Genomic DNA, 24558 nt, shown 5'->3' with positions numbered 1-24558 from the left:
CGGCGACCTGCTGTTCCCGCCCCCAGCCGCGCGCTGCCGGCCCACGGACGGTTGACCCCCTGTTTCCGCTCACCGTGTGGATCCGCCCGCCGTGACGGAGCCCCGTCGGCTCCTGGCGACTCGCCGCGTCCACACGCCCGGTCGGCCGCTTCACCTCCACGCGGTGAGCTGGTCGCATCGGCGGCGCAGGCACCGGGCCGTCGCCCGCGGTCCTGCTCGCCCGCGACGCGACCCCGGCCCTCTGGGCGCGGTCGTGGTGGGGTGAGGGTGCCGAGACGGTGAAGATGCGTCCGCCAGAAGGGCACCGGCGCTGCGCCCGTGTGCCGTTGCCATGTCTCGGCGAAAGCGGTGGCGGTGGCGGTGGCGGTGGCGGTGACGTGGTCCGCGACGATGTCGGAGGGGAAGGGGCCGAGGCCGGCCAGGTTGGCGGCGAGTGTGTCGGCCTGCTCGGCAGAGAGGGGTGAGGGTCAGACGGCCGCGCGGAGTGCGATAGAAGACAGCGCGGACCTCGCCTCCTGACTCCGGTCGGCCGAAGACGGCGGCTTCGGCACCGTGTGCCTTCGTCCCGCGTTTTCGCAGTTCCTCGAAGTCCGTCAGCGGCGTGTTGTGCAGAGCGGGGCGCGAGCGCAGGAAGTCTCCGGCTCGGGCGAGGAAGTCGTCTATGTCTTCGGTGAGTTGCCAGTCGTCCGGCGACCTTCGCCCTTGCGTTCGGAACCAGTTGGGCGCATCAGGGATCGGGTGAAAACCAGGTGGGGAGGTCCGCCGGAGCGCTCCGGAGCGGCCCACCGATCTCGCCCCCGTCACACGTGCCCGACGTCCTCACCCATCCCGCTCACCGCTCTCGGCCATGACAACTGCGCATGCCCGATGGAGCGTTGACAGCGCGAAATCCTCTTGGACACGCCGCCCCACTCGGCGTCGGGTCCCGGGATCCAAGGGCACCCACCCGTCCGCCCCGCGGACACCACCGACCGCAGCTCCCCCAGCGAACCGCAGCGTTCGACCGGCACAAGCAACCCACCCGTGCCCGGCCACAGGTGCGCGAGCCGCCGGTCACGCCTGGCCGCGGCTCGCGCGTACGAACTCAGAGCGGCGCGGCCGGCTCAAGGGCCTCGACCGCGGCTGCCGCGGCGGCGGAGTCCCGGCCGTAGAAGATGTCGATGTCGACCTCCTCGCCGCCCATGGTGAGTGTGTCCCAGGCACCGCTGAGCACCAGCATGCGCAGCGTGCTGCCTTCCAGGGTCCCCAGCCGTTCCAGGATCGCCTCGTCGTCCGGCAGACCGGGCATGCGCTTCGCCAGCCGGGTACGGATCTCGCGCAGCCGCTCCAGCAGCGTCGCGGTGTCGGCCTCGCGGTCCGGCTCCTCGGCGATTCCGTCGATGCCGTGCGCGATGATGTCCTTGATGGCCCAGGTGGCACCCTGGTCGTCGGTGGTCACCATCGCCTTCCAGGCGCGGCTCTTGTGGCGGTACTGGAGCATTGACATGGCGGCCTCGTGGCGCAGGAAGTCCGCGTCCCGGAAGGGCTTGCCGTTCCATGCCCCGTTGAGGGACCGCGCGAGCGAGATCGCGGAGGCCAGGCCGCTGTTGAGTCCCCGCCCCGGCCAGAAGTGGATGGCGTTGGCGGCGTCGCCCAGCAGAAAGCCGTACGTACCGGTGGAGTTGGCCGTGGGCGGCAGCAACTCGGCTGTGAAGCGCGGACGTTGGACCATATCCAGCCGGAAGGCGGTGACCGCGCTCAGGTCGTCCGACTCGACGCCGAACAGGCGCAGCCCCTCGCCCACCCGCTTCCACAGGGCCGAGCCCTTGATGAGGGCGGGCAGGAACAGGGTGCTGTGCGTGGAGCACTGGAAGTCGCCGTACTCGTCACGCCCCATCAGGCAGGGGCGAGAGGCGATGCACTCTTCGAAGACGCGGCGCACCGGATCGATGCCGACGACCTCCGCGGCCTCCGCGTCCGTCAGGCGCATGTTGAGGAAGCCCTCTCCACGCAGGGAGTTCAGCAGGAACCGGTTCTGCCCGACGGTCAACAGTACGGCCATGGGGTCGCTCAGACCTGATTTCACGCGCAGGCCGAGGACCACGTCCTGGAGATGACGGTCGTTCAGCGAGTAGATGGACTCGTCCGCTCGGCCGAACTTGGCGGCGAAGTGCTCGCGCGTGTGCGACCGTCCGCCGTCGCAGATCGCCAGTACGTGCTGGGTGGCCAGGGCCTCCTGTTGTTCGTCGATGCTGAACCGGGCGGGGACGAGTCGGATCCGGCCGGGTTTCTCGTTCGCCACCTCCAACAGCCGGTCCTCGATGTAGGCGATGCGCATGTTGCGCGGGTGGTGATCGCCGATCGAGTCGGGGCCGGAGGGCCACATCTCGGTGTAGTTGTCCGGATCGAAGAGGCGGGTCTGCACCTCCTCGGGCAGGCTGAGGTACTGGCGGCTCTGAACGGTCACGACCTGCTGGCGCCGCACATTGCCCTGGCCCAAGTCCTTCCAGACGATTCGGCGGCCCTGTTTGCGCCAGCGGCCGTCGTAGACGGTGATGTTCACCTGGGTACCGAGGAAGCGCTCCAGCAGCAGGGCGAGCGACAGGCCTACGGGGCCCCCGCCCGCGATGGTGACCCGCAGCACCGGACCGCGTTCGACCTCTTCGTCACCGTGGGTCAGCGACCTCGGCAAGGAGAGCGCCATGATGGTCTCCATGGCGTCCGGGACCTCGAAGCGGAACCCCTGGTCACCGATGGTGATGTCGTCCCCGGGCTTGAGGAGTTGGGAGTCGATCTCCTCACCGTTCACCAGCGTTCCGTTGCTGCTGCCGCAGTCGCGCAGCACGTAGCCCTGAGTGTCGTCGAGGACGATCTCCGCGTGGAAGCGTGAAACGTTCAGGCTGGAGAGGACAATGGTGTTTTCCGGATTGCGTCCGAAGGCGACCCTGGTGCCTATCACCGGTATGCGCTCTCCGGCCAGCAGTCCTTCGTGTCCAACAAGCACCGGTGCCACAGCACTTCCTTCCGAAATCGACGACATGGCCGCCGCCGCGGTGCCACCGGAACGCACCGCGGCGCGGGCATGACCAGGCAGCGCGTGACGGTCGGGATAAAGGGGTGTGCGCTCGACGTATCCGAAGGGGAATGGATCAGTTTGACGACGACGTAGCGTCGCTTGACCGGTACAGATGGCCCATCATGCCCGATTCCGAAGCCGTTCGGGAGAGGCCTTCCGGCGACGGCGGAACGGACCTCGCCAGGAGTGCCGCAAGGTCCATCCACCCGACCGGGCACCAGTCGGACGCAATGTCAGCGGAGTGACGGCGCGCAGCGGCGATCACGGCCCATCGCGCCACACCCGACTCCCGGCTCCGGCTCCCAGCAGCCAGCAGCCAGCAGCCAGCAGCCAGCAGCCAGCAGCAACCGTGCTACTGCGAGCAGGACTTGACGAACCCCGCTCGCGTCAAAGCCTGTTGCGGTGTGCCACGTACGTCATCCACGTGCCGCGAACGCCTTGCCGCCCGCAATAGGCCCGATCGCATGGCCCGAGGGGAAGGTGCGCCGTCCGGTCCGTCCCGCTACTGGCACTCCCGCTGACGGCCGCGAGCCCGGGCGGCGCCTGCACCGCTCCGACAAGACTCAGGGCCACTCGAATCGGTTCCAGTCACGCGTGGTTCCCTCCGCTCGCCGCGCGGAGGCCGGTCGCGGCGCCGCCACGTTTCCCCAACCCCCTGCCGAACTCCCTTGTTCGGCCGCACTTGTCCGCATTTTCGCCGGCGGTGTCCTTGCGAACCGACCACATTCACAAGAAAACGACAGCTCAGCGGCCTGCGGAAGGCCGGAGAAGATCGGCCGGAATCGTAGCTGACAGCAGGATTCTAGATCGCGTTACGTGTCATGTCTCCGTCGATTCATGCATGGCCGTCACCGTCCAGACGGAGAGTCACCCCCACGATGGAGGAACCGTGACCGGTTCGATGAGCCGCCTTAGATTTCCCCTCCGCCCGCTCGCGGCACCGCGTACCGCGCTGCTCGGCGTGCTGAGTCTGTGCCTGGCGTCCGGCGCCGTCGGAGGCGTCAGCGCCTCCGCATCCGCCGACGACACGAACTCGCTTCAGTTGTCCGGCACCACCACGTCCGGAATCCACAACACCTACGACCCCAGCGCGTTCACGTACCTCGCGCAGGGCCTCGACACCGGTACCTCGATGATCGAGCTGGACGTCTGGGACGATGTCTTCACCCAGGAGTGGAAGGTCAGCCACAGCAGCCTGACCAGCAACAGCAACAACTGTGTCAACGCCTCCTCGGCCGCCGACCTGTACACCGGCGGCACCAACAAGGACCTGGAGAGCTGCCTGGACGACGTCCGGGTATGGCTCGGAGCGCACCCGGGCCACGGGCCACTGATCATCAAGCTGGAGATGAAGGCCGGCTTCCAGGCCAACCTCGGGATGAGCCCGGCCAAGCTGGACCAGTCGATCACCGCGCACCTGGGGAGCCTGGTCTACAAGCCGAACGATCTGCTGAACAAGCCCGGCGGTGGCCAGTACGCCACCCTCGACGACGCGGCCAAGGCCGGCAACTGGCCGACCCGGGCGCAGTTGGCGGGCAAGGTGCTGCTGGAGGTCATCCCCGGCACGGTCGAGGAGGGCAACCCGACCGACACCCTGTGGACGGACAAGGAGTACGCGACCTACCTGCGCAACCTGCACACCGCGGGCACCACCGCGCAGGCGAACATCTTCCCCTCGGTGCACAACGCCGCCTCGGGCGACCCGCGCACCCGCTACTCCGACGCGACGCTGCGGCCCTGGTTCGTGGCGTTCGACGGTGACGCGGCCACCTACATCAACAGCGGCATCGACACGAGTTGGTACGACACCAACCACTATCTGCTGTTCATGACGGACTCGGAGAATGTGTCGCCGGCTCTCGACGACGTCAGCCCGTCGTCGGCCGACGCGTCGGCACGGGTCGCGCTGCTGGCCAAGGCGCATGCCACGGTCGCGTCGAACGACTGGCGGGGCCTGCCGGACGTACAGTCACTGGTCCTGCCACGTGGCTGATCGACGGTTCTGCTGCTGATCTCGTGTTGATCTGCTGTTGAATCGCTCCACCGCTCAACCCGCCGGGTGCCTCGGTCGGTCGGAAACGCCGATCGGGGCACCCGGCAAAGAATGGTTCGTCCAAGAGAACTGAGAACCGGCAGCAAGTGTTCATCAGTTTCGACAGCAGCTGACGGTCCAGAGATTCGATGGTCCTGGTCTGATGACGCCGGACAGACCTCGGCCCTAAGGTGTGCCAGTGATCTTCAAGAGGAAGCGGGAGGCTTCGGGCCTCGCCGCCATCGTGTCCGAGCTGGAGGCGGCGGTTGCCGCTCGCGATGGCGACCGCACCGGGTATGCCTTCACCGCCATGATGAACAGTGTGCGGTCGGCGTCGGACGCTGAACGCGTTCTGGCAGGGCCCCGGTTGACGGCGCTGCTCCCCGCCTTCCCGCCTACCGGCCCGCGGCCGATGCTGGCGATGGCGGCCGGCTTCTGCGTCGAGCGCGGGGCCGATCCGGCAGCCTGCGCTGAGCCGATTCTCGGCGGCGTCCACCACGACCTGCTCGACGCCCTGGAGTTCGCCCGCCGCTGGACCACCGCCGGCACGGCCGATGACGAACTGCCGGAGCCGGACGAGAAGATCATTGACGACGCGCTGCTGGCCCGCCTCGGCGGCGAGGTGTACGAGGCCACGCGGCTGGCGCTGGCCTGGTGCTCGGTCCAGGAGTGGCAGCCACCCGCGCTGGCCGTACTGTGCCGCAGCGCCGAGGTGCGCCGTCGCTACGCGCCTGCGATCCTCCCCGCCTGCCGCGACCTCGCTGCCCTGGAGCGGCACGACCTCAAATGCCTGGCCTACGCGCTGGCGGTTCTGGACGACGAGCCCCTTGTGGTGCTGCACAGGCCCACCGGGACCGGGTTCGAGGTGCGCATCGGCGGCATCGGGGACAACTTCCAGTTGCACACGCTGCTCGCCCACGTACTCGTCGGCGGCGGCCACGTGCCCGGCACTACGCCTTCGGCGGAGAGCGTCCGGCTGGCCACGGACCCCGAGCCCGCCCAGGAACGCACTCGGACCATCGCGACCGGGGCCTTCGAACTCCTCGCCCCGGACGGCGAGCGGATCTGGAACGAGGGGCTGCCCGACGACATCCCCCTGGTGGAGGGACGCCGCCTGCTCATGCTCGACGAGCCGACGTACCAGCGCAGTTGGAACGCCGACCGGTTCTTCCCGCATCTCCCGGGCACGGCCGAGCTGACCCGCGTCCTGACCACGGACGAGACGCGGACCTGGTTCGCCCGCACGTCGCCCGGCAACGGGATCCGCCGGCCTTCCTGACTCGGTCAACAGACCAGGCCGTCAGCGCTCGGGGCGGGCGGCTGGGGGCCGGAGGTCGCACCTGGTCCCCTTCCATCGAACAGGATTGCGCCCAGGGCGCTGTCGGACCGCTGAACATTCGCTGCCGGTTCGGTTCTCGTGAGCAGAGCCACCCATAGGCATCGGATGAACGTCCAGGTCATCGCCGATCCGTTCGGGAACCTACGGCCGCGAAGAAGTCCGCCGTCAGGCATTCCTCGGGTTCGGAGGGGGCGCGGCAGTGGTTGTGGCCGACCTCGTGGAACGCCGTGACGGGCTCCAGGTCGGCGAGGCGGGCCTGGTCCTGCCAGGCCGGTGATGGCCCAGATGGCCGCACACGCCCCGGCCTCAACGTGTTTCGCGTGTGGCGAGAGAGTGGGAGAAGCGGTTCGGCGGCCGATCCTCGCCGGGCTCTCTGTCACGTTCCATGAATCAGGCGCCCGTCCTGGTGACGGTGTGTCCGAGACCGGGGCGAGCGCGTGGCGCTTTCCGGAGGCCGCTTGATCAGCATCGTATGCCGACCACTGGGCGCGCTCCGGCGTGCGGCGAGGTACAGGCCGGTCCGCCGTGCGCCCCATCGCGCTCCCGTGCGCGCCAACGGTGCGAAAAGGACGGGCTGTTCGGGAGCGCAGGCACAGCCTGTGACGTTAGGTGAGGCAGGCGGTCCTGCCGTGCAGGTTGCCGCGGACCCCTTCTCGGGGCGTCACGCTCCGCTCTTCGCCATTTAGCTCTATGCAGAAAGCTCGGAGCATAATGAGCTAGGCAAAGAGCTAGGAACTTTCCGTGCATGGCCAATGAGGAACCGGGTACGTGCGCGGAGAAGGAGTGGCGATGACACACCAGATTGACCCAAGTTTGAACCGGCGCAAGCTACGCCTTGCGCTGCGCCGGGCGCGTGAGCGCGCGGATCTGAGTCAGCGGGAGGCGGCCGAGCGGGTCGAATGGTCCCAGTCGAAGCTGATCCGGGTCGAGACCGGCACGGTCGGCGTCTCGGTCAGTGATCTTCGGGCCCTGCTGGCCTTGTACGGGGTCACCGATCCCGAACGGGTAGCGGATCTGGAGCAGGCCGCGCGGGGCAGCAAGGGGCCGAGCTGGTGGTCCGGCTATCACGAGGTCATCACCCCGCAGTTCGCCCAGTACCTGGGGTACGAGGGTGCGGCGGATTCCCTGCATACCTATCACCCCATCGTGGTGCCAGGGCACTTGCAGACCCGCAGGTACGCCGAGGCTCTCCTCGCTCCCCGTGATCTGGAAGCGGACATGTTCGACAGGATCGTCGACCTGCGTATGGAACGGCAGCAGCGGATGTTCGACGGCTCGGGCAGGCCTGCCTGCGTGTTCGTGCTGGACGAGGCAGCCGTACGGCGCGAAGTGGGAGGCAAGGAGGTACTTGACGAACAACTGGGCCGCCTGCTCGATTTCGGAAGCCGCCCCGAGGTTTCCGTGAGGGTGTTGCCGTTCGAGGCGGGGGCGCACTACAGCACGCTGGGCAGCTTTGTCCTGCTGGGCTTTCCCGATGACGACGATCTTCTCTATCTGGAGCATGCCGCGGGCAGCATGACCGGTGGTGAGGACCTACGCCTGCTGGCCCGTTACCAGGAGTGCTTCCGGGCGATCACGGATATGGCGCTCGGTGAGTCGGAGTCGGCCGACCTGATCAGCCGTGTCCAGCAGGACCTCGGCGTCCGTTAACAGCCGGGCCCCGTCAACGGTGACGAGGGGCAAGGGGAGGGCCAAAGCGTGGTCTCCAGACCGGTATGGCAGCGCCTGCTGGAGTGGGTGCAGACGAATACGCCCGGTGATACGGATCCGACGGGCGACATGACCGATGAGGTTCTCAAGGCTCAGGCCATCCAGGATCCCGCCCAGGCCGAGAACCTGATCGCTATAGAGAAGGCCCGGGCCGCGAACGCCCTGCAACTGGAGACCGTCCGCGGGATGATGAAGCTGCGGCTGGCCGCTCTCGTCGGAACGATGGGCCTGTTCGCCCTGGCGATCATCGTGTCGGCGGCCCTGTTCGTCATGGACAAGGCCGCTCATCTCAAGCTGTCCTTGCCGCCGGCCGGTACGAGCGCCCTGACCGTCGTCGGCGCAGGACTGTCGAGCGCGGCGGCCTGGTGGTTGAGGCGGCTGCTGATACGTCGGCGGGCGACACGCACTAGTGCGGAGAACCCGCCTGAGAGCCGTACGGAAGACGATCAGAATCCGGTGGGGGCGCCGTAGGAGAGACTCCCGCGCGCCACAGGCCCGCACTGACCGCCACGATCACGGCCACGGAGACCCAGAGAACCCTTTTGAACAAGACACTGTCGACCAGCATGGATGCCGCCGCCGCTGCCAACGTGGCGAAAACGCCGACGACGAGTGTGAAAGTGATCGCTCCGCCTACCGCCACAGACCGGCTGCGGGCCCTTTGGCCCAGACGATGAACGGCCGACGCCCCGGCATCCATCCGTCCCCCTCCCCTTTGCCGCTGGCTGGTCAAGAACGTCACGGGTTCTGTAACTCCCCTGCCCTCACGGCGTCCAGAAACACGGACCAGACACCAGCGGTGAACGTCAAAGCGGGCCGGGCAAGTGCCTTCGAATCGCGGGCGAGGATCCAGTCACGTTCCACCGCGACCTCCACGCACTCGCTCTCGTTGCCGCACTTGCTGCTCCTGCGCCACAAGGGTTTCCCCCCATGCACCACCTCAGTTCCTCCCGATCCCCCGATCCGCCCGGATGATGCGCAGCAAATCTAGTGGACGGTTGTCCACTGCCGCTGTGCAACGGCCGGATTGCTCCGTCCGTTCACAACGAACAGCGCCCGCAAGACTACCCACAGCAACCAGGTTCAAGGTTACGGTTGACTGAACACAACCGCCATATGGGAACAGGCCGATATGGCGCACCTCTCCGCAGCGATGTCCCCAACGTGCTCGAGCAGCACGGCGGGCTGGGTAGGGCCCTCTCACGGCACGCCCAGCCACCGCCAACGGGTGCGTGACCTCCTCGGGCCTTCGGGCCTCGGGCTGCCTTTGCCTCGGGCCGCGTTCGCCTCGGTCTTCGGCCGCCCTCCTGCAAGCGGCCGCAAGCGGGGGTCAGGGCTGGCCGCCCGACCGGGTGTGCTGCCTCCGGATGGCTTCCTCCAGGGCGATTCGGATGCCGAGGTTGAGTTCGCCGGTGGGCGCCCAGGATATGAGGAGTTCGGCCAGGCGGCGCCGCTCGATGTTGGTGCGCCGGCAGACCTCTGCCAGGACGGCCCAGGCCTGGCCCGTGCGCAGGCGCCCGAGTGCCATCACGACGCCCATGGCCTGATCGATCACCGCGCTGGAAACCGGGTCGTGCCGCGGCCGGCTCCCTCGTTCCTCAGGCAGCGCAGAATCGTCCGGAGCAGCGGCCTCCTCGTTGCGCCAGACCTCGGTCGTGGCCACGGGTCGATCGGCCTCCGTCTCAGAAGGGTGGGGCTCGCCTCTGTCTTGGCTGAAGGTCAACGGTTCACTCACCTGCTCCCGCCCCCAATCGCCTTCTGTGTTGTCGAAGTTCGTAGAGCACACGCTCGGTGGAGTGAGTCGCCGCGGTGCAGGACATACGGGATCGACACCGCCGGCGGTCGCATGGATCGCGCTCACCCGGCAGCGGCCAGCGAGTCGTCCTCGGGGCGGGCTCCCGTCGGTCCGCACCCAGCGGCGGCTTGGGGAGCGGTATCGATGCCACGTGCGCCGGTCGATACGTCGAGCGTGTCGGTGATTTCTTCCTTCGCCGCGTGACCGCACTGCCGTCCTCGGCATGCGGCCTGCGGAGTGCCTCGTACCGCTCGGTCAGGTTCTGCGATATGCCGGGTGAGCCAGCAGCATGTGAACCTCCATTCACGGGACCCGTCAATCGCAGCGCGAGTACCCCCGGCAAACCCGTCCACGCAATGATCGCGCGCCCGTCTGCCAAGACGCTTCGGTGTTCGGCTCCTTCGATCTCCGCCTCAGCTGCCACACCCGCCGCGTCGGCCCACCTCTCCATAGGTTGCCTCGGCCGGGATGGTCGTCGATCTGATGGCCGCACTTGGCCGCACTCAAGAAGTCCGTGACCAGGGCCCGTGAGTCCCCGGAAGGACCGCCACCGTCCACGACATACCAGGGCCAAAGAAGAGAGCCACGGCGAAGGTGACGGCCACGGACAGGGCGAAGAAGCCGTCCTCCAAGAGGACAGCGACGGAACGCCGGAGGCGACTGGCGAACGGGTGCGTGCGCTGGAATTCGCCACCGCAAGACGGTCCCGCCAAGCCACAGCCCTTTGACCGGGAACAGTTAAATCGGGCGAAAGGTGCGTTCCACCTGGGTCGGCCGCGCCGCCCTGGGTACACGGAGCCAGGGAGCCGATCGCTTCGGCCCGTCGGGCGGCAGATCGTCCACCGTCAATTTTCGATTTTCGAGGAGCTGTGGCATGACCAGCGAGCAGTCAGGCAGCACACCGTCACACGAGCGGTCCGTGACGATGCCGGTGTCGGAACAGGCCGGGTGGGACGCGGTGGACGTGCGGGCGGTGGACACCGCCCGGCTGCTGGCGGCCGACGCGGTGCAGAAGGTCGGCAACGGCCATCCCGGTACGGCGATGAGCCTCGCCCCACTGGCACACCTGCTGTTCCAGAACGTCATGCGGCACGACCCGGACGACGACCGGTGGCTGGGGCGTGACCGCTTCGTGCTCTCCTGCGGGCACTCCAGCCTGACCCTCTACACCCAGCTCTACCTGACCGGGTACGGGTTGGAGTTGTCGGACCTGGAGGCATACCGGACCTGGGGTTCGGCGACCCCCGGACACCCTGAGCACCGGCACACCCGCGGCGTGGAGATCACCACCGGCCCGCTGGGCCAGGGAATGGCCAGCGCGGTCGGCATGGCGATGGCGGGCCGGCGCGAACGCGGACTGCTCGACCCCGCCGCCGAGCCCGGCCGCAGCCCCTTCGACCACCACGTGTACGTCATCGCCTCCGACGGCGACATGATGGAAGGCGTCACCAGCGAGGCCGCTTCCCTGGCCGGACACCAGGAGCTGGGCAATCTCGTCGTCTTCTACGACTCCAACCACATCTCCATCGAGGACGACACCGACATCGCGTTCAGCGAGGACGTTCCGGCCCGCTATGCCGCCTACGGCTGGCACGTGCAGACCGTCGACTGGACGGGCACCGGCAGCTACGTCGAGGACGTCGACGCCCTGCTGGCGGCCACGCGCGCTGCCCAGGCGGAGGACGGCCGGCCCTCACTGATCATGCTGCGCACCCTGATCGGCTGGCCCGCGCCCACCAAGCAGAACACCGGCAAGGCCCACGGCTCCGCGCTGGGCGAGGACGAGGTCGCCGCGACCAAGCGGCTGCTGGGCTTCGACCCCGAGCAGCATTTCACCGTCGAGGACGCGGTGCTGGCCCGCACCCGCCAGGCAACCGGCCGCGGCCGTCAGGCGCACGCCGACTGGAACAAGGCGTTCGCGGCCTGGCAAACGGCCAACCCCGAGCGCGCCGAGCTGCTGGACCGCCTCCAGGCGCAGCGACTGCCCGACGGCTGGACCAAGAAGCTGCCGGATTTCCCCGCCGACCCCAAGGGCATGGCCACGCGCGCCGCGTCGGGCACGGTTCTCAGCGCGCTGGCCCCGGTGCTGCCGGAGCTGTGGGGCGGCTCAGCCGACCTGGCCGGGAGCAACAACACCACCATGGACGGCGAGCCGTCCTTCGTGCCCGCCGGCCGCCAGACCAAGGACTGGAAGGGCGGCCCCTACGGGCGCACCCTGCATTTCGGCATCCGCGAGCACGCCATGGGCTCGGTCCTCAACGGCATCGCCCTGCAGAGTCTCACCCGCCCCTACGGCGGCACGTTCCTGACCTTCTCGGACTACATGCGCCCGGCGGTGCGCCTGGCGGCGCTGATGAAGCTGCCGGTCACCTATGTGTGGACCCACGACTCCATCGGCCTGGGTGAGGACGGCCCCACCCACCAGCCCGTGGAGCACCTGGCCGCGCTGCGCGCCATCCCCGGCCTGGACGTGGTCCGCCCCGCTGACGCCAACGAGACCACCGCCTGTTGGGGCACCGTGCTGGAACACAAGGACCGCCCCGCCGCGCTGATCCTGACCCGGCAGAATGTGCCCGTGCTGGACCGTGGAAGCGGCGCGTACGCCCCCGCGCACAACGCGGCCCGCGGCGGATACGTACTCGTCGACACGGCTGAGGGCGCTGCGGACCGCACCACGCCGGACGTCATTCTCGTGGCGACCGGCTCCGAGGTGCACATCGCCCTCGACGCCAGGGCGCTGCTGGAGGCCGAAGGCCTGGCCGTGCGGGTCGTGTCGATGCCCTGCCAGGAGTGGTTCGCCGCCCAGCCCCCGGCCTACCAGGACGAGGTCCTCCCGCCTGGCGTACGGGCCCGCGTCAGCATCGAGGCCGCGGTGGGGCAGGGCTGGCGCGAGGTGGTCGGCGACGCCGGGCGGATCGTCAGCCTGGAGCACTACGGCGCCTCCGCCGACTGTCAGCGCCTGTACTCCGAGTTCGGCATCACGCCCGAGGCAGTCGCCGCGGCCGCCCGCGACAGCATTCGCGACGCAGGCCGCGCCCCGCGGCCCGGCGGCCACCGGCAGACCTCCGCTCCCGCCAACGGCGGTACCGGCGACCGCCCCTGACGGCCCGCCGTCCTGCCCTTGGAGACCGACTCCGAGGGCAGGACGGTACGCACTGAGCTTCAGGCGGTGGCCCCGGTGGCAGCCGTGCGGCACCACGGCGCGACGAGGGTCGCAGGTGTCTCGGCGGCATGGTGGGCTGCAAGCATGTGGACGCGGAAGGTGTCGGCGGCGAGTTCTGCGTGGGCATCCCCACCGGCTCGACGCCTGGAGTAGGCGTCGCCGGCTTCGCTCAGGAACGGTCTCACCTTCGCCTCGGACGCGGCCACTTGAATGCCCGTCAACTCAGCTGTTGGCAGCGGCAGTTGTGCAACCGGGTGTTTCATCCATGCACCGCCGCGAGATTCTCCGCGCCACGGGCCGCTCGCTCGGCGTCGCGCTTGGCCACCTCCTCACGGACGATCGGGATCACGTACCGGCCGAAGTCGATCGCGTCGCCCAGCAGGTCGTAGCCGCGGGCGGAGAGGATGTCGACGCCGAGGTCGTAGTAGTCCAGCAGCGCCTGGGCGACCGTCTCCGGGGTTCCGACCAGGGCGTTGGAATTGCCCGCACCCCCGGTCGCCGCGGCGGTCGGGGTCCACAGGGCGCGGTCGTAACGCTCCCCCGCCTCGGCGATGGCGATCAGTCGCTGCGAGCCGGAGTTCTGTGGCTGAACGGAGCCGCTGTGCCGCCTGGTGACCAACTCGCCCTTCTCCTTGCGGGCCTTGATCGCGCCGACGGTGCGGTGCGCCTTCTCCCAGGCCAGTTCCTCGGTCGGGGCGATGATCGGTCGGAACGCGGCCTGGACGCGGGGCACGTCGGTGCGACCCGCCTCCTTCGCGGCGGCCTTCACGGCCTCGATCTGCTCGGCGGTCTTCTCCAGAGGCTCGCCCCAGAGGCAGTAGATGTCGGCCTCGGCACCCCCCGCGGCGTACGCGGCAGGTGACGATCCACCGAACGACACGTTCGGACGGGGATGTTGGACCGGAAAGACGTCGCTCACGAAGTCCTGGAACCGGTAGTGCTCCCCTTCGTGGTCGAAGGGCTCGTGGGTGGTCCAGATCTTCTTGACGATGTGGATGTATTCACGGGTGCGGGCGTAGCGCTCGTCCTTGGTGAGGGTGTCGCCCTCGCGGCCCTGTTCGTGGTCGTTGCCGCCGGTGATGAAGTGCACGGCGAGCCGGCCCTCGCTGATCTGGTCGAGGGTGGCGAAGGTCTTCGCGGCGAACGTCGGATAGGAGACGTTGGGCCGGTGGGCGAGCAGGATCTGGAGGCGGTCCAGTCTGCTCGCGATGTAGGCGGCGGCCGGCGCGGGATCCGGCGATCCGGAACCGTAGGCGAACAGCACGCGGTCCCACCCGTGTTCCTCGTGCGCCCGGGCGAGCCGGAGCGTGTACTCCTTGTCGAACGCGGCACCGGAGCGCGGGGTGGTTTCGGAGCCGTCATGGGTGGCGGCGATACCAAGGAACTCCACTGGCATGGGAGTTGGCCTTTCTCAAGTCCTGTGGGTCGTGCCGCGGGCAGCAGACGGGTCGGCACGGCGGGGGAACGGCCCCCGGGGCGGCGGAGTGTGACGGCGCCTCAGGGACTCGGATCCAACTGGTCGTCAGGTGTGGTGACGCCGGTTACGGACCTCGGTGCCGTCGCGCGGCGGCAGCGCATGACAGGCCTCGCGGAACCGTCCATACGGGGATTCAGCGCGAGTTCAGCGTATGCGTACGAGGATGCCGCGAAGGGAGAAGTCCGCCCGCGACCGGGTCACGAGGCAGGGAAGGGCCGTTCAGGCGGCCCACTGCCGCATCAGGTACAACACGCGGCGGACCACACTCGACCGAAGTCGATGTGGTCGCGGGTGACCAGGCGCTGCTCGGCGTTCACTCAACCAATTGAGCAGTACACCTGGCTTCCCGTCAACCATGGCCCGAATGCCGGACCGGACTTGAGCGATACCCCCATCGGGTCGTCCTCCTCGCCGGTTGGACAAGGTGACCACCCACCAAGGCCCGCAGCCCAGTGGCCGAGAGTCGCCGGTGAGAACGGCCCACGGTGTCGCGTCCCCTGTATTTCCTATCGATTTACTAGGAAAGCATTGACCGCGCGTCCAGCGGCTGCGCAGGATGATGTACATGCCCCATACGCAGCAACGACTCGTTCGTCGTCGGCATGTCGACTTTGGCCACGTCGTCAGCGCCGCCTGTTGTCGCGCGTAGGGCACGCGGCACACTCGTTGCGCGTGCCGCCCTTCTTTCTCTCTCACCCCAGGTGATCCGGCGAACCCGCCCCCTGCCGCAAGCCGGACAGAGGCCGCGGCGCCGGATCGTCACCGTACGACGCATGGACTACAAGCGCGTGCCCGAGCCGCAAGAGAGTCCTGACACGGCGCCTCGTCGCCGACCTTGAGGAGACCACCACCATGGGCGTTGCCACCGCGCCGTCCGCACCCGCCTCGGAATCCGGCCGGACCGGACGCGACCGTGCACACTGGCTGCGCGCGGCCCGTGAAACGGCGGACGATCTGGCCACGGACGCGGTGGCCAGGGAGCAGGCAGGCAAGACCCCCTTCGACGAGGTGTCCCGGCTGCGTGAGGCGGGTCTGCTGACGCTCCTCGTACCGGCCGAGGCCGGGGGCGGCGGCGCGGACTGGACGACGGCCTACGCCGTCGTCCGGGAGATCGCCGCCGCGGACGGCGCGATCGGTCAACTGCTGGGCTGTCACTACTTCCTGTCGTGGAGCACCCGGTTCCTCACCGAGCCCGCCCTCGCCGATCAGGTCGAGCGGCAGCCCACGGCGGAGCAGCTGGCCTGGGGTGGTGGTCTCGCCCGCCAGGAACCGCCTCTGAGGCTGGCCAGGAAGGGCGGTGGCTATGTGCTGGACGGCCGGCAGAGCTACGCCACAGGTGTCCTGGTCGCGGACCGCCTCGCCGTACGGGCCGAGCGGGCCGACACCGGTGAACCATTCGCCGTCGTCGTGGATCCCGCCCATCCCCGCGTGCGGATCGACGGCGACGCCGACACCTTCGGCCAGCGGCTCGCGGCCGGCGGCAGCGTGGAGTTCGACGCCGTACCCGTCACCGCCGACAACGTAGTCGGCTCCCTGTCCGCGGACGAGGATGTCCTCTCACCCCTGACCGCACTCACATCACCGGTGGGACGCCTCCTCTCCGTCCAGGTCCTTCTCGGCATCGCCGAGGGAGTGCTGGCCGAGGTCCGCGAGTACAGCAGGGCAGGCCACTCGCTCCGGCATCCCGCCTGGCCGGTCGGCTCCCCCCAGGACCCGCGGATGCTGACCCTCTACGGAGAACTGACCGTCCTCGCCCGCTCCGCCTCCGCACTCACCGAGCAGGCGGTACAAGCCGTGCAGGGCGGGCTGGCACACGGCGAAGACCTGACCTACGACGAGTACGCGGAGATCTCCGTCCTCGTGGCCATGGCCGAAGCCGCCGCTTCCAGCGCCGCGCAGGAGTCGTCCACACGCGCCCTCGACATCATCGGCGTCCGATCCGCGTCCGCGCGGCTGGGCTTCGACCGCTTCTGGCGCAACGCGCGAACCCACACCCTGTACGAGCCCGTCGCCCACCGGCTCCTCGACGTCGGGGACTACTTCCTCAACGGCGCGCACCCTCCGTTCGTCCTGCCTGTCTGACCGGGAGACCCTGGAGCACCGGACCTGTGACCAGGCGCGCATGTTCCACCGGTGACCGTGCACCCGGTCGGCGGCGGCCCGCGGCCACTCGGGCGGCCGAGTGGGGTGCCGTCACCCACAGGCCGCCGGAACACGGGCAGAAACCCGTCTCCTGCCCGACGGCCCGCCCACGATGGAAACCGACCGAAGCCGTACGGGATAATGCGCACATGCGGATCTCAGCCAGGGCGGACTACGCGGTACGTGCCGCACTGCAGCTCGCCGCGTCACGGGACGACGGGCCATTGAAGGCCGAGGCGATCGCCGACGCCCAGGATATTCCGCACAAATTCCTCGAAGGCATCCTGAACGACATGCGCCGGGGCGGTCTCGTGCTCAGCCAGCGCGGCGGCAACGGCGGCTACCGCCTGGCCAGGCCCGCCGAGACCATCAGCATCGCCGACGTCATACGCACCGTGGACGGACCACTCGTCTCGGTGCGCGGGGTGCGCCCCCCCGACCTTTCCTACACCGGCCCGGCCCAGTCCCTGCTCCCCCTGTGGATCGCGCTGCGGTCCAACGTGCGCGAGATCCTAGAGGGCGTGTCGCTCGCCGACGTCGCATCGGCCCAACTGCCTCCCGACGTATCGGCGTTGACCGACACGCCGGGCGCCTGGGCGAACCCCTGACACCACACGCCCACAGCCGGCCTCACCGCGCGAGAGAGCGCCTATCACGTGGGACCCAAGAGAACGCTCGACCGCAGGAGCGGGATGCCGCTCCTGCGGTGGCGCCGTCCTCGTACGCCTTGCCGCGCCCCCCGGACGAGCTGAGCCGGCGGCTCGCAGTCAGGCACGGGACGCGTGGGGCTCTTCCGGGTGGTACTGGTTGGCCGGCACCGACAGCCCGTAGTGCTCGCGAAGGGTGGTGCCTTCGTATTCCTCACGGAACAGGCCCTTGTCGCGAAGGATCGGCAGGACGTGCTCGATGAAGCTCTCCAGGCCGGACGGCAGGGCCGGCGCCATGATGTTGAAGCCGTCCGCGGCACCGCCCTCGAACCAGGTGACGATCGTGTCCGCCACCTGCTCGGGCGTCCCGATGAACTCGAAGTGACCACGGCCGCCACCGAGCCGCGAGATGACCTCACGGACCGTCAGTTTCTCGCGTACGGCGAGTTCGATGATCAGGTCGGAGCGGCTCTGCGAGCCCTCCAGCTTGGGTCTCGCGAGGATGAAGTCCGGTAGTGGCGCGTCGAGTTCGAACGCCGACGGCTCGGTCTCGAAGACCGCGGCCAGTTGACGCAGCCCGTACTCGGCGACGCGCAGGTCGTCGAACTGCTTCGCCAGCGCCCTGGCCTCCGCCTCGGTCGACCCGATGTACGGGACGATGCCCGGCAGCACGATCACGCCGTCCGGGTCGCGCCCCGCGGCCCTGGTTCTGGCCTTGATGTCCGCGTAGAACCCGGCCGCGCGCTCGTACGTCCGGTGGGCGGTGAAGATCGCCTCGGCGTGGTGTGCCGCGAAGTCCTTGCCGTCCTCGGAGGAGCCGGCCTGCACGAGCAGGGGGTGACCCTGCGGCGGACGCTCGACGTTGAGCGGGCCGGCCACCGAGAAGTACTTGCCCCGGTGGTCGAGCCGGTGGAGCCTGGCGGGGTCGGCGTAGCGCCCGGAGGTCTTGTCTGCGACGACGGCCTCGGACTCCCAGCTGTCCCACAGCGCCTTGGCGATGTGCAGGAACTCGTCGGCCCTGGCGTACCGCTCGGCGTGGCCGGGACGGTCGACGAGCCCGAAGTTGGCCGCCTCGTCGGCGCCCGCCGAGGTGACGATGTTCCAGCCGGCCCGGCCGCCGCTGACGTGGTCGACCGACGCGAGGCGACGGGCGAGGTTGTAGGGCTCGTTGTACGTCGACGACACGGTCGCTATGAGTCCGATCCTGCTGGTCGCCTGCGACAGCGCGGTCAGCAGGGTGAGCGGCTCGAGCTGGCCCGGCGGCCGGAACTCACCCGTACCGGTGATCGCCGGGCCGTCCGCGAGGAACAGCGAGTCGAACTTGGCGCTCTCCGCCAGTTGAGCCAGTTCGATCCAGTGCCGCAGGTCGAAGTCGGCTCGCGGGTTGCTGTGCGGGAGCCGCCATGCCGCCTCGTGGTGTCCCGCCTCCATGAGGAAGGCGTTGAGGTGGAGCCGGCGTCTTCTCTGGTCGCTCACAACTGCTCTCCAGTCCGTTCGTGGTGCGCTTGATCAGCCGACCGACAGCCTCGAGCTGTCGTATCCGGCCGGCAGGAGGTTGTCGGTGATCGACGAGACGTCGACCTTCTTGGTGATCTGGCCCGCTTCCAGGAAGGCGTCGGCGAGCTTCTGCTCCGCCGCGATGTCCGGCTGCGCCACCGGGGTCACCCGGGTCTCGAACGCCTTCAGGGACACCTTGGCGTCGTCGAGGGGGATGCCCTCCTCCTTGGAGATCGCCTGCGCGTACTTGTCCTCGTGCTTGATCGCCCACGCGAACTCGTGGGCGAGCCGCTGCAGGACATCGGTGAGAGCCGCCCGCTTCGTCCTGTCGCTCAGCGAACTCGCACTCGCGACGTAGTAACTGCTCGTCTGGTCGATCGGCGGGAGCCCCTTCGCCAGGATCCGCGCACCGTTCTTGACCGCGATCGCCGACTGCGGGTTCCAGATCGACCAGGCGTCCACCTTGCCGGTGTTGAACGCCGTGGCGCCGGCCGCCGGGTCGAGGAAGGCCAGCTTCACGTCCTTGGGGGTGAGGCCCACGCTCTTGAGCGCGTTCAGCGCCAGACCGTGAGCCGAACTGCCCTGCGGCACAGCGAGCTTCTTGCCCTTGAGGTCCGCGAGCGTCTTCAGCGGCGAGCCCTTCGGCACGATGATGTTCTCGTTCGCCTGGGTGGGCCTGAGCGAACGGTTGACGGCGACGACCTTGAAGCCGTACTCCTTCGCGGCGCCGGTGATCGGCGGCACGTCGCCGACGCTGCCCAGGTCGATGTCACCCGACGCGGCCGCCTGCACGAGCGGCGGCCCGTAGGTGAAGCGGGCGAACTTCACTTTGTAGGGCGCGTTGTCGAACACGCCGGTGATCTTCGCCAGTTCCTGGCTGCCGTCACCGCCGTTGTCGCCGATGGTGAAGGTGTACTTCTTCCACTCGGGGTGGCTGCCGGCGCCCGATCCGCTGGACTTGCTCAGGGGCGCGACGGCCTCCGACGTCGACGCGCAGGCGACGAGGGTGCTCCCCAGGGCGAGCAGTCCGACGGCGGCGACGATTCGGGAGGTGCTTATGGACATGGGTTCTCACGTGCTTTCTGTGCTGGGGCGGAAGAAGTCAGTGGGTGTGCTGGGAGAAGTCGGGTTGTGGAAAGGGAAGTCGGGGGTGTGGAGAGGGAAGTCAGTGGTGTGGCGGGTGAAGTGAGCGAGTGTGGCGGGAGAAGTCAGTGCTGGTTGGCCAGGCCGAGGTCTTCCAGGAGCGCGGAGCGCAGCTCCTCTCGCGCGATGCTCGCCTCACGGTCCGCGGCCGACAGCTCGACACGGTGCGAGGTGCCGATGCGTCCGTCACTCATGACGACGACACGGTCGGCCAGCGCGATCGCCTCGTCGACGTCGTGGGTGACGAGCAGCATGGCCGCGTGGTGCTTGCTCCGCAGCGCCCGCACGAGGTCGTGCATGCGCAGCCGCGTGATCGCGTCGAGCGCCGCGAACGGCTCGTCGAGCAGCACGAGTTCGGGCTCCGAGACCAGCGCCCGCGCCAGTGACACCCGCTGGGCCTCGCCACCGGAGAGCTCCTTGGGCCAGGCCTTCTCACGGCCCGAGAGTCCGACCTCGGCGAGCACGTCGAGAGCCCGCTGGTCGGCGTCCGGTCCGTGCAGGCCGAGCGTGACGTTGCGCAGCACCCGCTGCCACGGCAGCAGACGGTCGGCCTGGAACACGATCGCCCGCTTCGCCGGGACCTCGACCCGCCCGCCGTCCGGCCGGTCAAGTCCGGCCAGCAGCCTGAGGAGGGTGCTCTTGCCGCAGCCGGAGGGGCCCAGCAGGACCACCAGCTCCTCGTCGGCGATAGTGAGGTCCAGTCGGTCCAGGACGACCCGGTCCCCGAACCTGCGGACGACGTTCTCGACGACGGCGCCCGCCTGTCGGCGGGGCCGTGTGTCGCGCGGAGAAACCGTGGTGCTCATGCTGCCTCATAACTGGGGCGCCACCGCAGCAGCACCCGCTCGAGAGCCCGGACGAACTGGTCGGCGAGCAGACCGAGGAGCGAGTAGATCACCAGCCCCACGAAGACCTGGTTGGTCTGGAGGTAGGTCTGCCCTTGAGTGATGAGGAAGCCGAGACCCTTGTCGGCGTTGACCGTCTCGGCGGCGACGAGGCCCAGAACGCTGTACGCGAGAGAGAACCGGAGGCCGACCAGGAACCCCGGCAGGGCTCCGGGCACCAGGACACGGGTCACCAGGCGCCAGGTGCCGGCGCCCGTCGTCCGCGCCATCTCGATCAGCCGCTGGTCGACACCCCGGATCGCGGCGAACAGGTTGACGTACATCGGAACGCCCGCGCCGAACGAGATCAGCAGCACCTTCGTGAGCTCGTCGATGCCGAACCACACGATCATCAGCGGCAGCACCGCAAGAAGCGGGATGGTGTTCAGCACCTGTACGACACCGTTGAACAGATACTCGCCGCTGCGCAGCAGCCCGCCGAAGACGCCGGTGACGATGCCCACCGTCAGACCGATCGCGAGACCGATGCCGGCCCGTTGCAGCGAGATGGCCAAGTCCGGCCCGAGGACGCCCTGTTGCCACAGGTCGACGGCGGACTTGACGATGGACGTCGGTGCCGGGGCGTAGGTCTTCTTCAGTACTCCCGCCCTGGCCAGGGTCTCCCAGGCGATGAGGATCACGACCGGAGTGGTGTAGATCCCCAGCGGCCAGCGCAGCCGCTCGCGGAGTGCGCGGAGCGGGGTCCGGCGGCGGGCGTCGCGCGGCAGGAAGACCTCGCGTCGCGGGACGCTCGTCGTCTCGGCGGCCGACGGAACGACAGTCGGCCTCTCAAGGCTGACCTCGGTCATCGGGCAGCCACCTCCAGCACCTTGCTGTAGTGCGAGGCGTCACCGACGAGTTGCTCGCTGCGCCGGCCGTCGACACCGACCGGCACGTCTCCCGCGACGGTCACACGGTTGAGGCGGCGCGGGTGATCGTCGTAGTTGTCCACCCCGTAGTGCTGGGTGATCCTGTTGTCGAAGATCAGCAGCTGGTCGGGGGCCCAGGTCCAGCGCAGGATGTTCTCCGGGCGGGTCACGTACGACTGGAGGACGCGCAGCAGATCGGCCGACTCGACTCCCGACAGGCCGACGATCCGCTTGACGAACCCGCCTATGAACAGGCCGCGTTCGCCGGTCAGCGGATGCACTCGCACGAGGGGGTGCTCGGTCTCGTACGGCGTCGAGACGAAGACCCGGTCGTACTCCTCGCGCAGCGCCGAGGCGGACGAAGGGCGTGCGTAGTCGTGCTGGTTGGTGTGCACGACGCGCAGCGAGTCCGCGAGGGCGCGGAGCGGGTCGGGCAGGTCACGGTAGGCGGCGGCCGCGTTCGCGATGAGCGTCTCGCCGCCGTACGGCGTGGTCACGATCGACCGGAGCGTGGTGAGCTGCGGCGGGTTGACCACGAAGGTGACGTCGGTGTGCCACTCGTTGGACTTGGATGTCTCGCTGTCGACGGCGAGCACGTTCGTGGTGCCGTCGACGGCCGGCACGTTCGGGTGAGCGGTGGTGAGTTCGCCGAACCACCCGGCCACACGCTCCTGACCGGCGTTGTCGAGGCGCACCTGGTCGAACACGATCGCCTTGTGCTCGTTGAGGGCTTGCCTGAGCGTCGTGATCGTCGACCGATCGGGGGGCGCCGTGAGGTCGACGCCCTCGACGAGCGCGCCGATGCGGCCCGTGAGTTTGCGTGTGGATGGAGGCATGAGGAGGTCCCTCTCAAGGAATTGGGCGCGCGGCCGGGTGCTGAGAGTCGATGTGAGTGATGGCGGCGATGAACGGCTACGAAGCCCGTACTCGGTCCGCTCGCGATGCGAGGGCCTCGACGACTGCGCAGGAGGCACTGGACGAAGGCCGGACTGCGAGGTGTCGGTCATGCCACCACGCCGGTCGGCGCGCGCTGTCCGGACTGTCTGCGGAAGTCCCGCCGGGGTAACGCCACTTGCACGACGCTCCCTTGGCCCGTAGCCGAGGGCGCATCTCCTCGCCGGCCTCGTGCCGTGCCGCGCCTGCTTCTCCCCAGGGAGAGAACAGGAGCGCAGAGAGGGCGGAGAGGAGTAGGCAGTCATGCGGTGGGTACCGCGGTCCCGCGGGAGGAACCGCCGAGGCGGCTGCACACAGCACCTGCCGGAGTTACGCCTCCGGCGCACACCGGCCGCTGCCGAGGACCGCCTCGTGGATCAGCGACACGCCTTGGGGATCAACGACAACAGAACGCGCTGGAGACGTGCGCCAGGTCGATGTGGCGCCTCCGGGTCAAATCCAAGCGCGGGGTCATGGAACGGAGTTGAGCAGACGTCCACGCCGTCGGTCAACAAGTTCCCGGCAGGTCTCACATAGCGGAAACCTGGAACTTCCCCGTACTGGGGAGCGGAACCGAGGACGGTGTCGCGTGACGACCGGTGTCTGAACCGGCGTGGCGAAGTCGGTCCAGGCACCGCGGCACATCGCGCTTCGCAGCGTCCGGCGCCCCTCCCCCGAACCGGCTGCGGCAGCGGCTCGCTTCCCCTCCGGCGGCGGCCGAGCAGTCATACGGGTGTTGGTTTGCGGGCCAGTTCGTGGGCGAAGCTGACCGTTTCGCTGAGGCGGCCGTCGGTCGCGTGGCGGCCGAGTCCGGCGGCGAGATCGGCGTCGAACTCGGCAGAGTGGCCGGCGAGCGCCGAAGGCGGCAGGAACGATGTCGACCGGACGTACCCGGCGAGTTCACGGATCGTCCAGTCGTGCTCCGCAGCGAACTCGTGGCGTCCGGAAATCCCGAACCCGGCGCGGGAAAGCACTTCGCGGTCCGGGTCCTGCTTCCGTGCCTGGTCCCAGCCGGGCGGAACGCGGCCGACCGCACCGAGGGCGTCCTGCCATGTGCGCAGCATGCTGTCGAGCGCCCGCTGCCAGTCCTGGGGTCCTGCCCACGGGCTGGTCGACCAGCACAGCGCGAGGTGTCCGCCTGGCTTGAGCCAGGAGTAGGCGCGCTGGGCAACCGGCGCACGGCGGAGCCGGTGGAAGGCATTGCCGATGACGATCAGCTCGAAGCCGTCCGGCTCCGCGTTCAACTCCTCGGCGTCGGCGGTGATCGTCCGGATGTGGCCCGCACCCGCGGCGATCGCCTTGGCGCGGACCACTTCGGTCATGTCGGGTTCGGCGTCCACGGCCCATATCTCCGCGAACCGGTCGCGGAGCGGGAAGGTGAGCTGGCCGGTGCCGCATGCCAGGTCGAGCAGGCGTCCGTGCCCGGTCGGAGCTGTCAGGCGTACGAGGTCGGAGATCAAGGCCTCGGGATAGGGGAGCCGGAACCGGTCGTAGTAGCCGGCGGTGCCGCGGTACAGGCCGGGCTCGTACCTCACCTCGTCGACCATGGGACCACCATCGCACGCTTTCGAGCCTCGACGGGCCGGGTCCTGCGCCGGGGTCCCAGCCTCTTCCAGGGGGCCAGGGGGCCAGGGGCACAGTGTGGCTTCGTAAATCACGGGAAAGTTGTCAGCCGGCGAGTGGCGCCGCTTCGGACGCCGTCCACGCTCCGGCGCAGCACAGGCGCGTCCGAGCGCGGCCGAACACGCTTTGTATTGCCGACTCGGGTACCAAAGGGTTGACTGGTGTGATGCCGACCTTCTTCATCACGCTGACGGGCTTCTGGCCCTCGCGTCGTGTTGATCTCTTCGACGGGTTCTGTCGCCGGGACGC

At 68.9% G+C, this 24558-nt stretch carries 18 protein-coding genes and 1 pseudogene; 7 read left to right on the top strand and 12 right to left on the bottom strand.

Annotated features, from left to right (window positions below; translation table 11 throughout):
* Positions 1 to 206 precede the first annotated feature (206 nt).
* Both ACZ6KY_RS34270 and ACZ6KY_RS34265 read right to left on the bottom strand, forming a co-directional pair.
* Positions 207 to 735: pseudogene (locus ACZ6KY_RS34270) on the bottom strand (hypothetical protein); the annotation flags it as partial.
* Between the two features lie 349 nt (positions 736 to 1084).
* A complete protein-coding gene (locus ACZ6KY_RS34265) occupies positions 1085 to 2983 on the bottom strand; it encodes an FHA domain-containing protein (protein ID WP_469314144.1) in 1899 nt (632 codons plus the stop codon).
* 961 nt (positions 2984 to 3944) lie between these two features.
* Between ACZ6KY_RS34265 and ACZ6KY_RS34260 the strand changes: the two genes are divergently transcribed.
* The 4 genes from ACZ6KY_RS34260 to ACZ6KY_RS34245 all read left to right on the top strand — a co-directional run bounded on the left by ACZ6KY_RS34260 (position 3945) and on the right by ACZ6KY_RS34245 (position 8607).
* On the top strand, positions 3945 to 5048 hold the full coding sequence (locus ACZ6KY_RS34260) for a phosphatidylinositol-specific phospholipase C domain-containing protein (RefSeq protein ID WP_469314143.1): 1104 nt from the start codon (positions 3945 to 3947) through the stop codon (positions 5046 to 5048).
* Between the two features lie 238 nt (positions 5049 to 5286).
* The gene (locus ACZ6KY_RS34255) at positions 5287 to 6366 is read left to right on the top strand and encodes a hypothetical protein (protein WP_469314142.1); all 1080 of its coding nucleotides are present in this window, start codon (positions 5287 to 5289) and stop codon (positions 6364 to 6366) included.
* 849 nt (positions 6367 to 7215) lie between these two features.
* Positions 7216 to 8076: a helix-turn-helix domain-containing protein gene (locus ACZ6KY_RS34250; protein ID WP_469314141.1), complete on the top strand. Its 861-nt coding sequence runs from the start codon at positions 7216 to 7218 to the stop codon at positions 8074 to 8076.
* 48 nt (positions 8077 to 8124) lie between these two features.
* Entirely contained in the window at positions 8125 to 8607 is a 483-nt protein-coding gene (locus tag ACZ6KY_RS34245) for a hypothetical protein (RefSeq protein ID WP_469314140.1), read from the top strand.
* Between the two features lie 267 nt (positions 8608 to 8874).
* Here ACZ6KY_RS34245 and ACZ6KY_RS34240 read toward each other — a convergent pair whose 3' ends face one another.
* Together ACZ6KY_RS34240 and ACZ6KY_RS34235 are read right to left on the bottom strand one after the other, a co-directional pair.
* Complete coding sequence (locus tag ACZ6KY_RS34240) at positions 8875 to 9000, bottom strand: DUF397 domain-containing protein (RefSeq protein WP_469314139.1); 126 nt, start codon at positions 8998 to 9000, stop codon at positions 8875 to 8877.
* Positions 9001 to 9466: 466 nt separating this feature from the next.
* Entirely contained in the window at positions 9467 to 9799 is a 333-nt protein-coding gene (locus ACZ6KY_RS34235) for an ANTAR domain-containing protein (protein ID WP_469314138.1), read from the bottom strand.
* A 1006-nt stretch (positions 9800 to 10805) separates the two neighbouring features.
* Between ACZ6KY_RS34235 and tkt the strand changes: the two genes are divergently transcribed.
* On the top strand, positions 10806 to 13034 hold the full coding sequence (gene tkt, locus ACZ6KY_RS34230) for a transketolase (RefSeq protein ID WP_469314137.1): 2229 nt from the start codon (positions 10806 to 10808) through the stop codon (positions 13032 to 13034).
* A 59-nt stretch (positions 13035 to 13093) separates the two neighbouring features.
* Here tkt and ACZ6KY_RS34225 read toward each other — a convergent pair whose 3' ends face one another.
* Positions 13094 to 13357: a hypothetical protein gene (locus tag ACZ6KY_RS34225; RefSeq protein ID WP_469314136.1), complete on the bottom strand. Its 264-nt coding sequence runs from the start codon at positions 13355 to 13357 to the stop codon at positions 13094 to 13096.
* Positions 13354 to 14490 carry an LLM class flavin-dependent oxidoreductase gene (locus ACZ6KY_RS34220; protein ID WP_469314135.1) on the bottom strand — a complete coding sequence of 379 codons (1137 nt, stop codon included), beginning with the start codon at positions 14488 to 14490 and terminating at the stop codon, positions 13354 to 13356. Before ACZ6KY_RS34220 ends, ACZ6KY_RS34225 begins: the two co-directional genes overlap by 4 nt.
* Positions 14491 to 15423: 933 nt before the next feature.
* On the opposite strand from ACZ6KY_RS34220, the gene ACZ6KY_RS34215 reads away from it, so the two are divergent.
* Both ACZ6KY_RS34215 and ACZ6KY_RS34210 read left to right on the top strand, forming a co-directional pair.
* Positions 15424 to 16653: an acyl-CoA dehydrogenase family protein gene (locus tag ACZ6KY_RS34215; protein ID WP_469314134.1), complete on the top strand. Its 1230-nt coding sequence runs from the start codon at positions 15424 to 15426 to the stop codon at positions 16651 to 16653.
* 209 nt (positions 16654 to 16862) lie between these two features.
* Positions 16863 to 17321 carry an RrF2 family transcriptional regulator gene (locus ACZ6KY_RS34210; protein ID WP_469314133.1) on the top strand — a complete coding sequence of 153 codons (459 nt, stop codon included), beginning with the start codon at positions 16863 to 16865 and terminating at the stop codon, positions 17319 to 17321.
* A gap of 159 nt (positions 17322 to 17480) precedes the next feature.
* On the opposite strand, the gene ACZ6KY_RS34205 is transcribed toward ACZ6KY_RS34210, so the two are convergent.
* From ACZ6KY_RS34205 to ACZ6KY_RS34180, 6 genes are all read right to left on the bottom strand, one after another.
* Complete coding sequence (locus ACZ6KY_RS34205; RefSeq protein WP_469314132.1) at positions 17481 to 18836, bottom strand: LLM class flavin-dependent oxidoreductase; 1356 nt, start codon at positions 18834 to 18836, stop codon at positions 17481 to 17483.
* A gap of 33 nt (positions 18837 to 18869) precedes the next feature.
* Complete coding sequence (locus ACZ6KY_RS34200) at positions 18870 to 19922, bottom strand: aliphatic sulfonate ABC transporter substrate-binding protein (RefSeq protein WP_469314131.1); 1053 nt, start codon at positions 19920 to 19922, stop codon at positions 18870 to 18872.
* A gap of 143 nt (positions 19923 to 20065) precedes the next feature.
* Positions 20066 to 20806, bottom strand: a complete 741-nt coding sequence (locus tag ACZ6KY_RS34195) for an ABC transporter ATP-binding protein (RefSeq protein WP_469314130.1) — start codon at positions 20804 to 20806, stop codon at positions 20066 to 20068.
* The gene (locus ACZ6KY_RS34190) at positions 20803 to 21693 is read right to left on the bottom strand and encodes an ABC transporter permease (protein WP_469314129.1); all 891 of its coding nucleotides are present in this window, start codon (positions 21691 to 21693) and stop codon (positions 20803 to 20805) included. Before ACZ6KY_RS34190 ends, ACZ6KY_RS34195 begins: the two co-directional genes overlap by 4 nt.
* The gene (locus ACZ6KY_RS34185; RefSeq protein ID WP_469314128.1) at positions 21690 to 22589 is read right to left on the bottom strand and encodes a TauD/TfdA dioxygenase family protein; all 900 of its coding nucleotides are present in this window, start codon (positions 22587 to 22589) and stop codon (positions 21690 to 21692) included. The genes ACZ6KY_RS34190 and ACZ6KY_RS34185 overlap by 4 nt, the downstream gene beginning before the upstream one ends.
* Before the next feature lie 822 nt (positions 22590 to 23411).
* Complete coding sequence (locus ACZ6KY_RS34180) at positions 23412 to 24233, bottom strand: class I SAM-dependent DNA methyltransferase (protein ID WP_469314127.1); 822 nt, start codon at positions 24231 to 24233, stop codon at positions 23412 to 23414.
* Between the last annotated feature and the right edge of the window lie 325 nt (positions 24234 to 24558).

The organism is Streptomyces sp. NPDC042002 (assembly GCF_055588305.1).
Note: the sequence above shows the minus strand (reverse complement) of the source record. Positions and strands in the feature narration are given on the sequence as shown.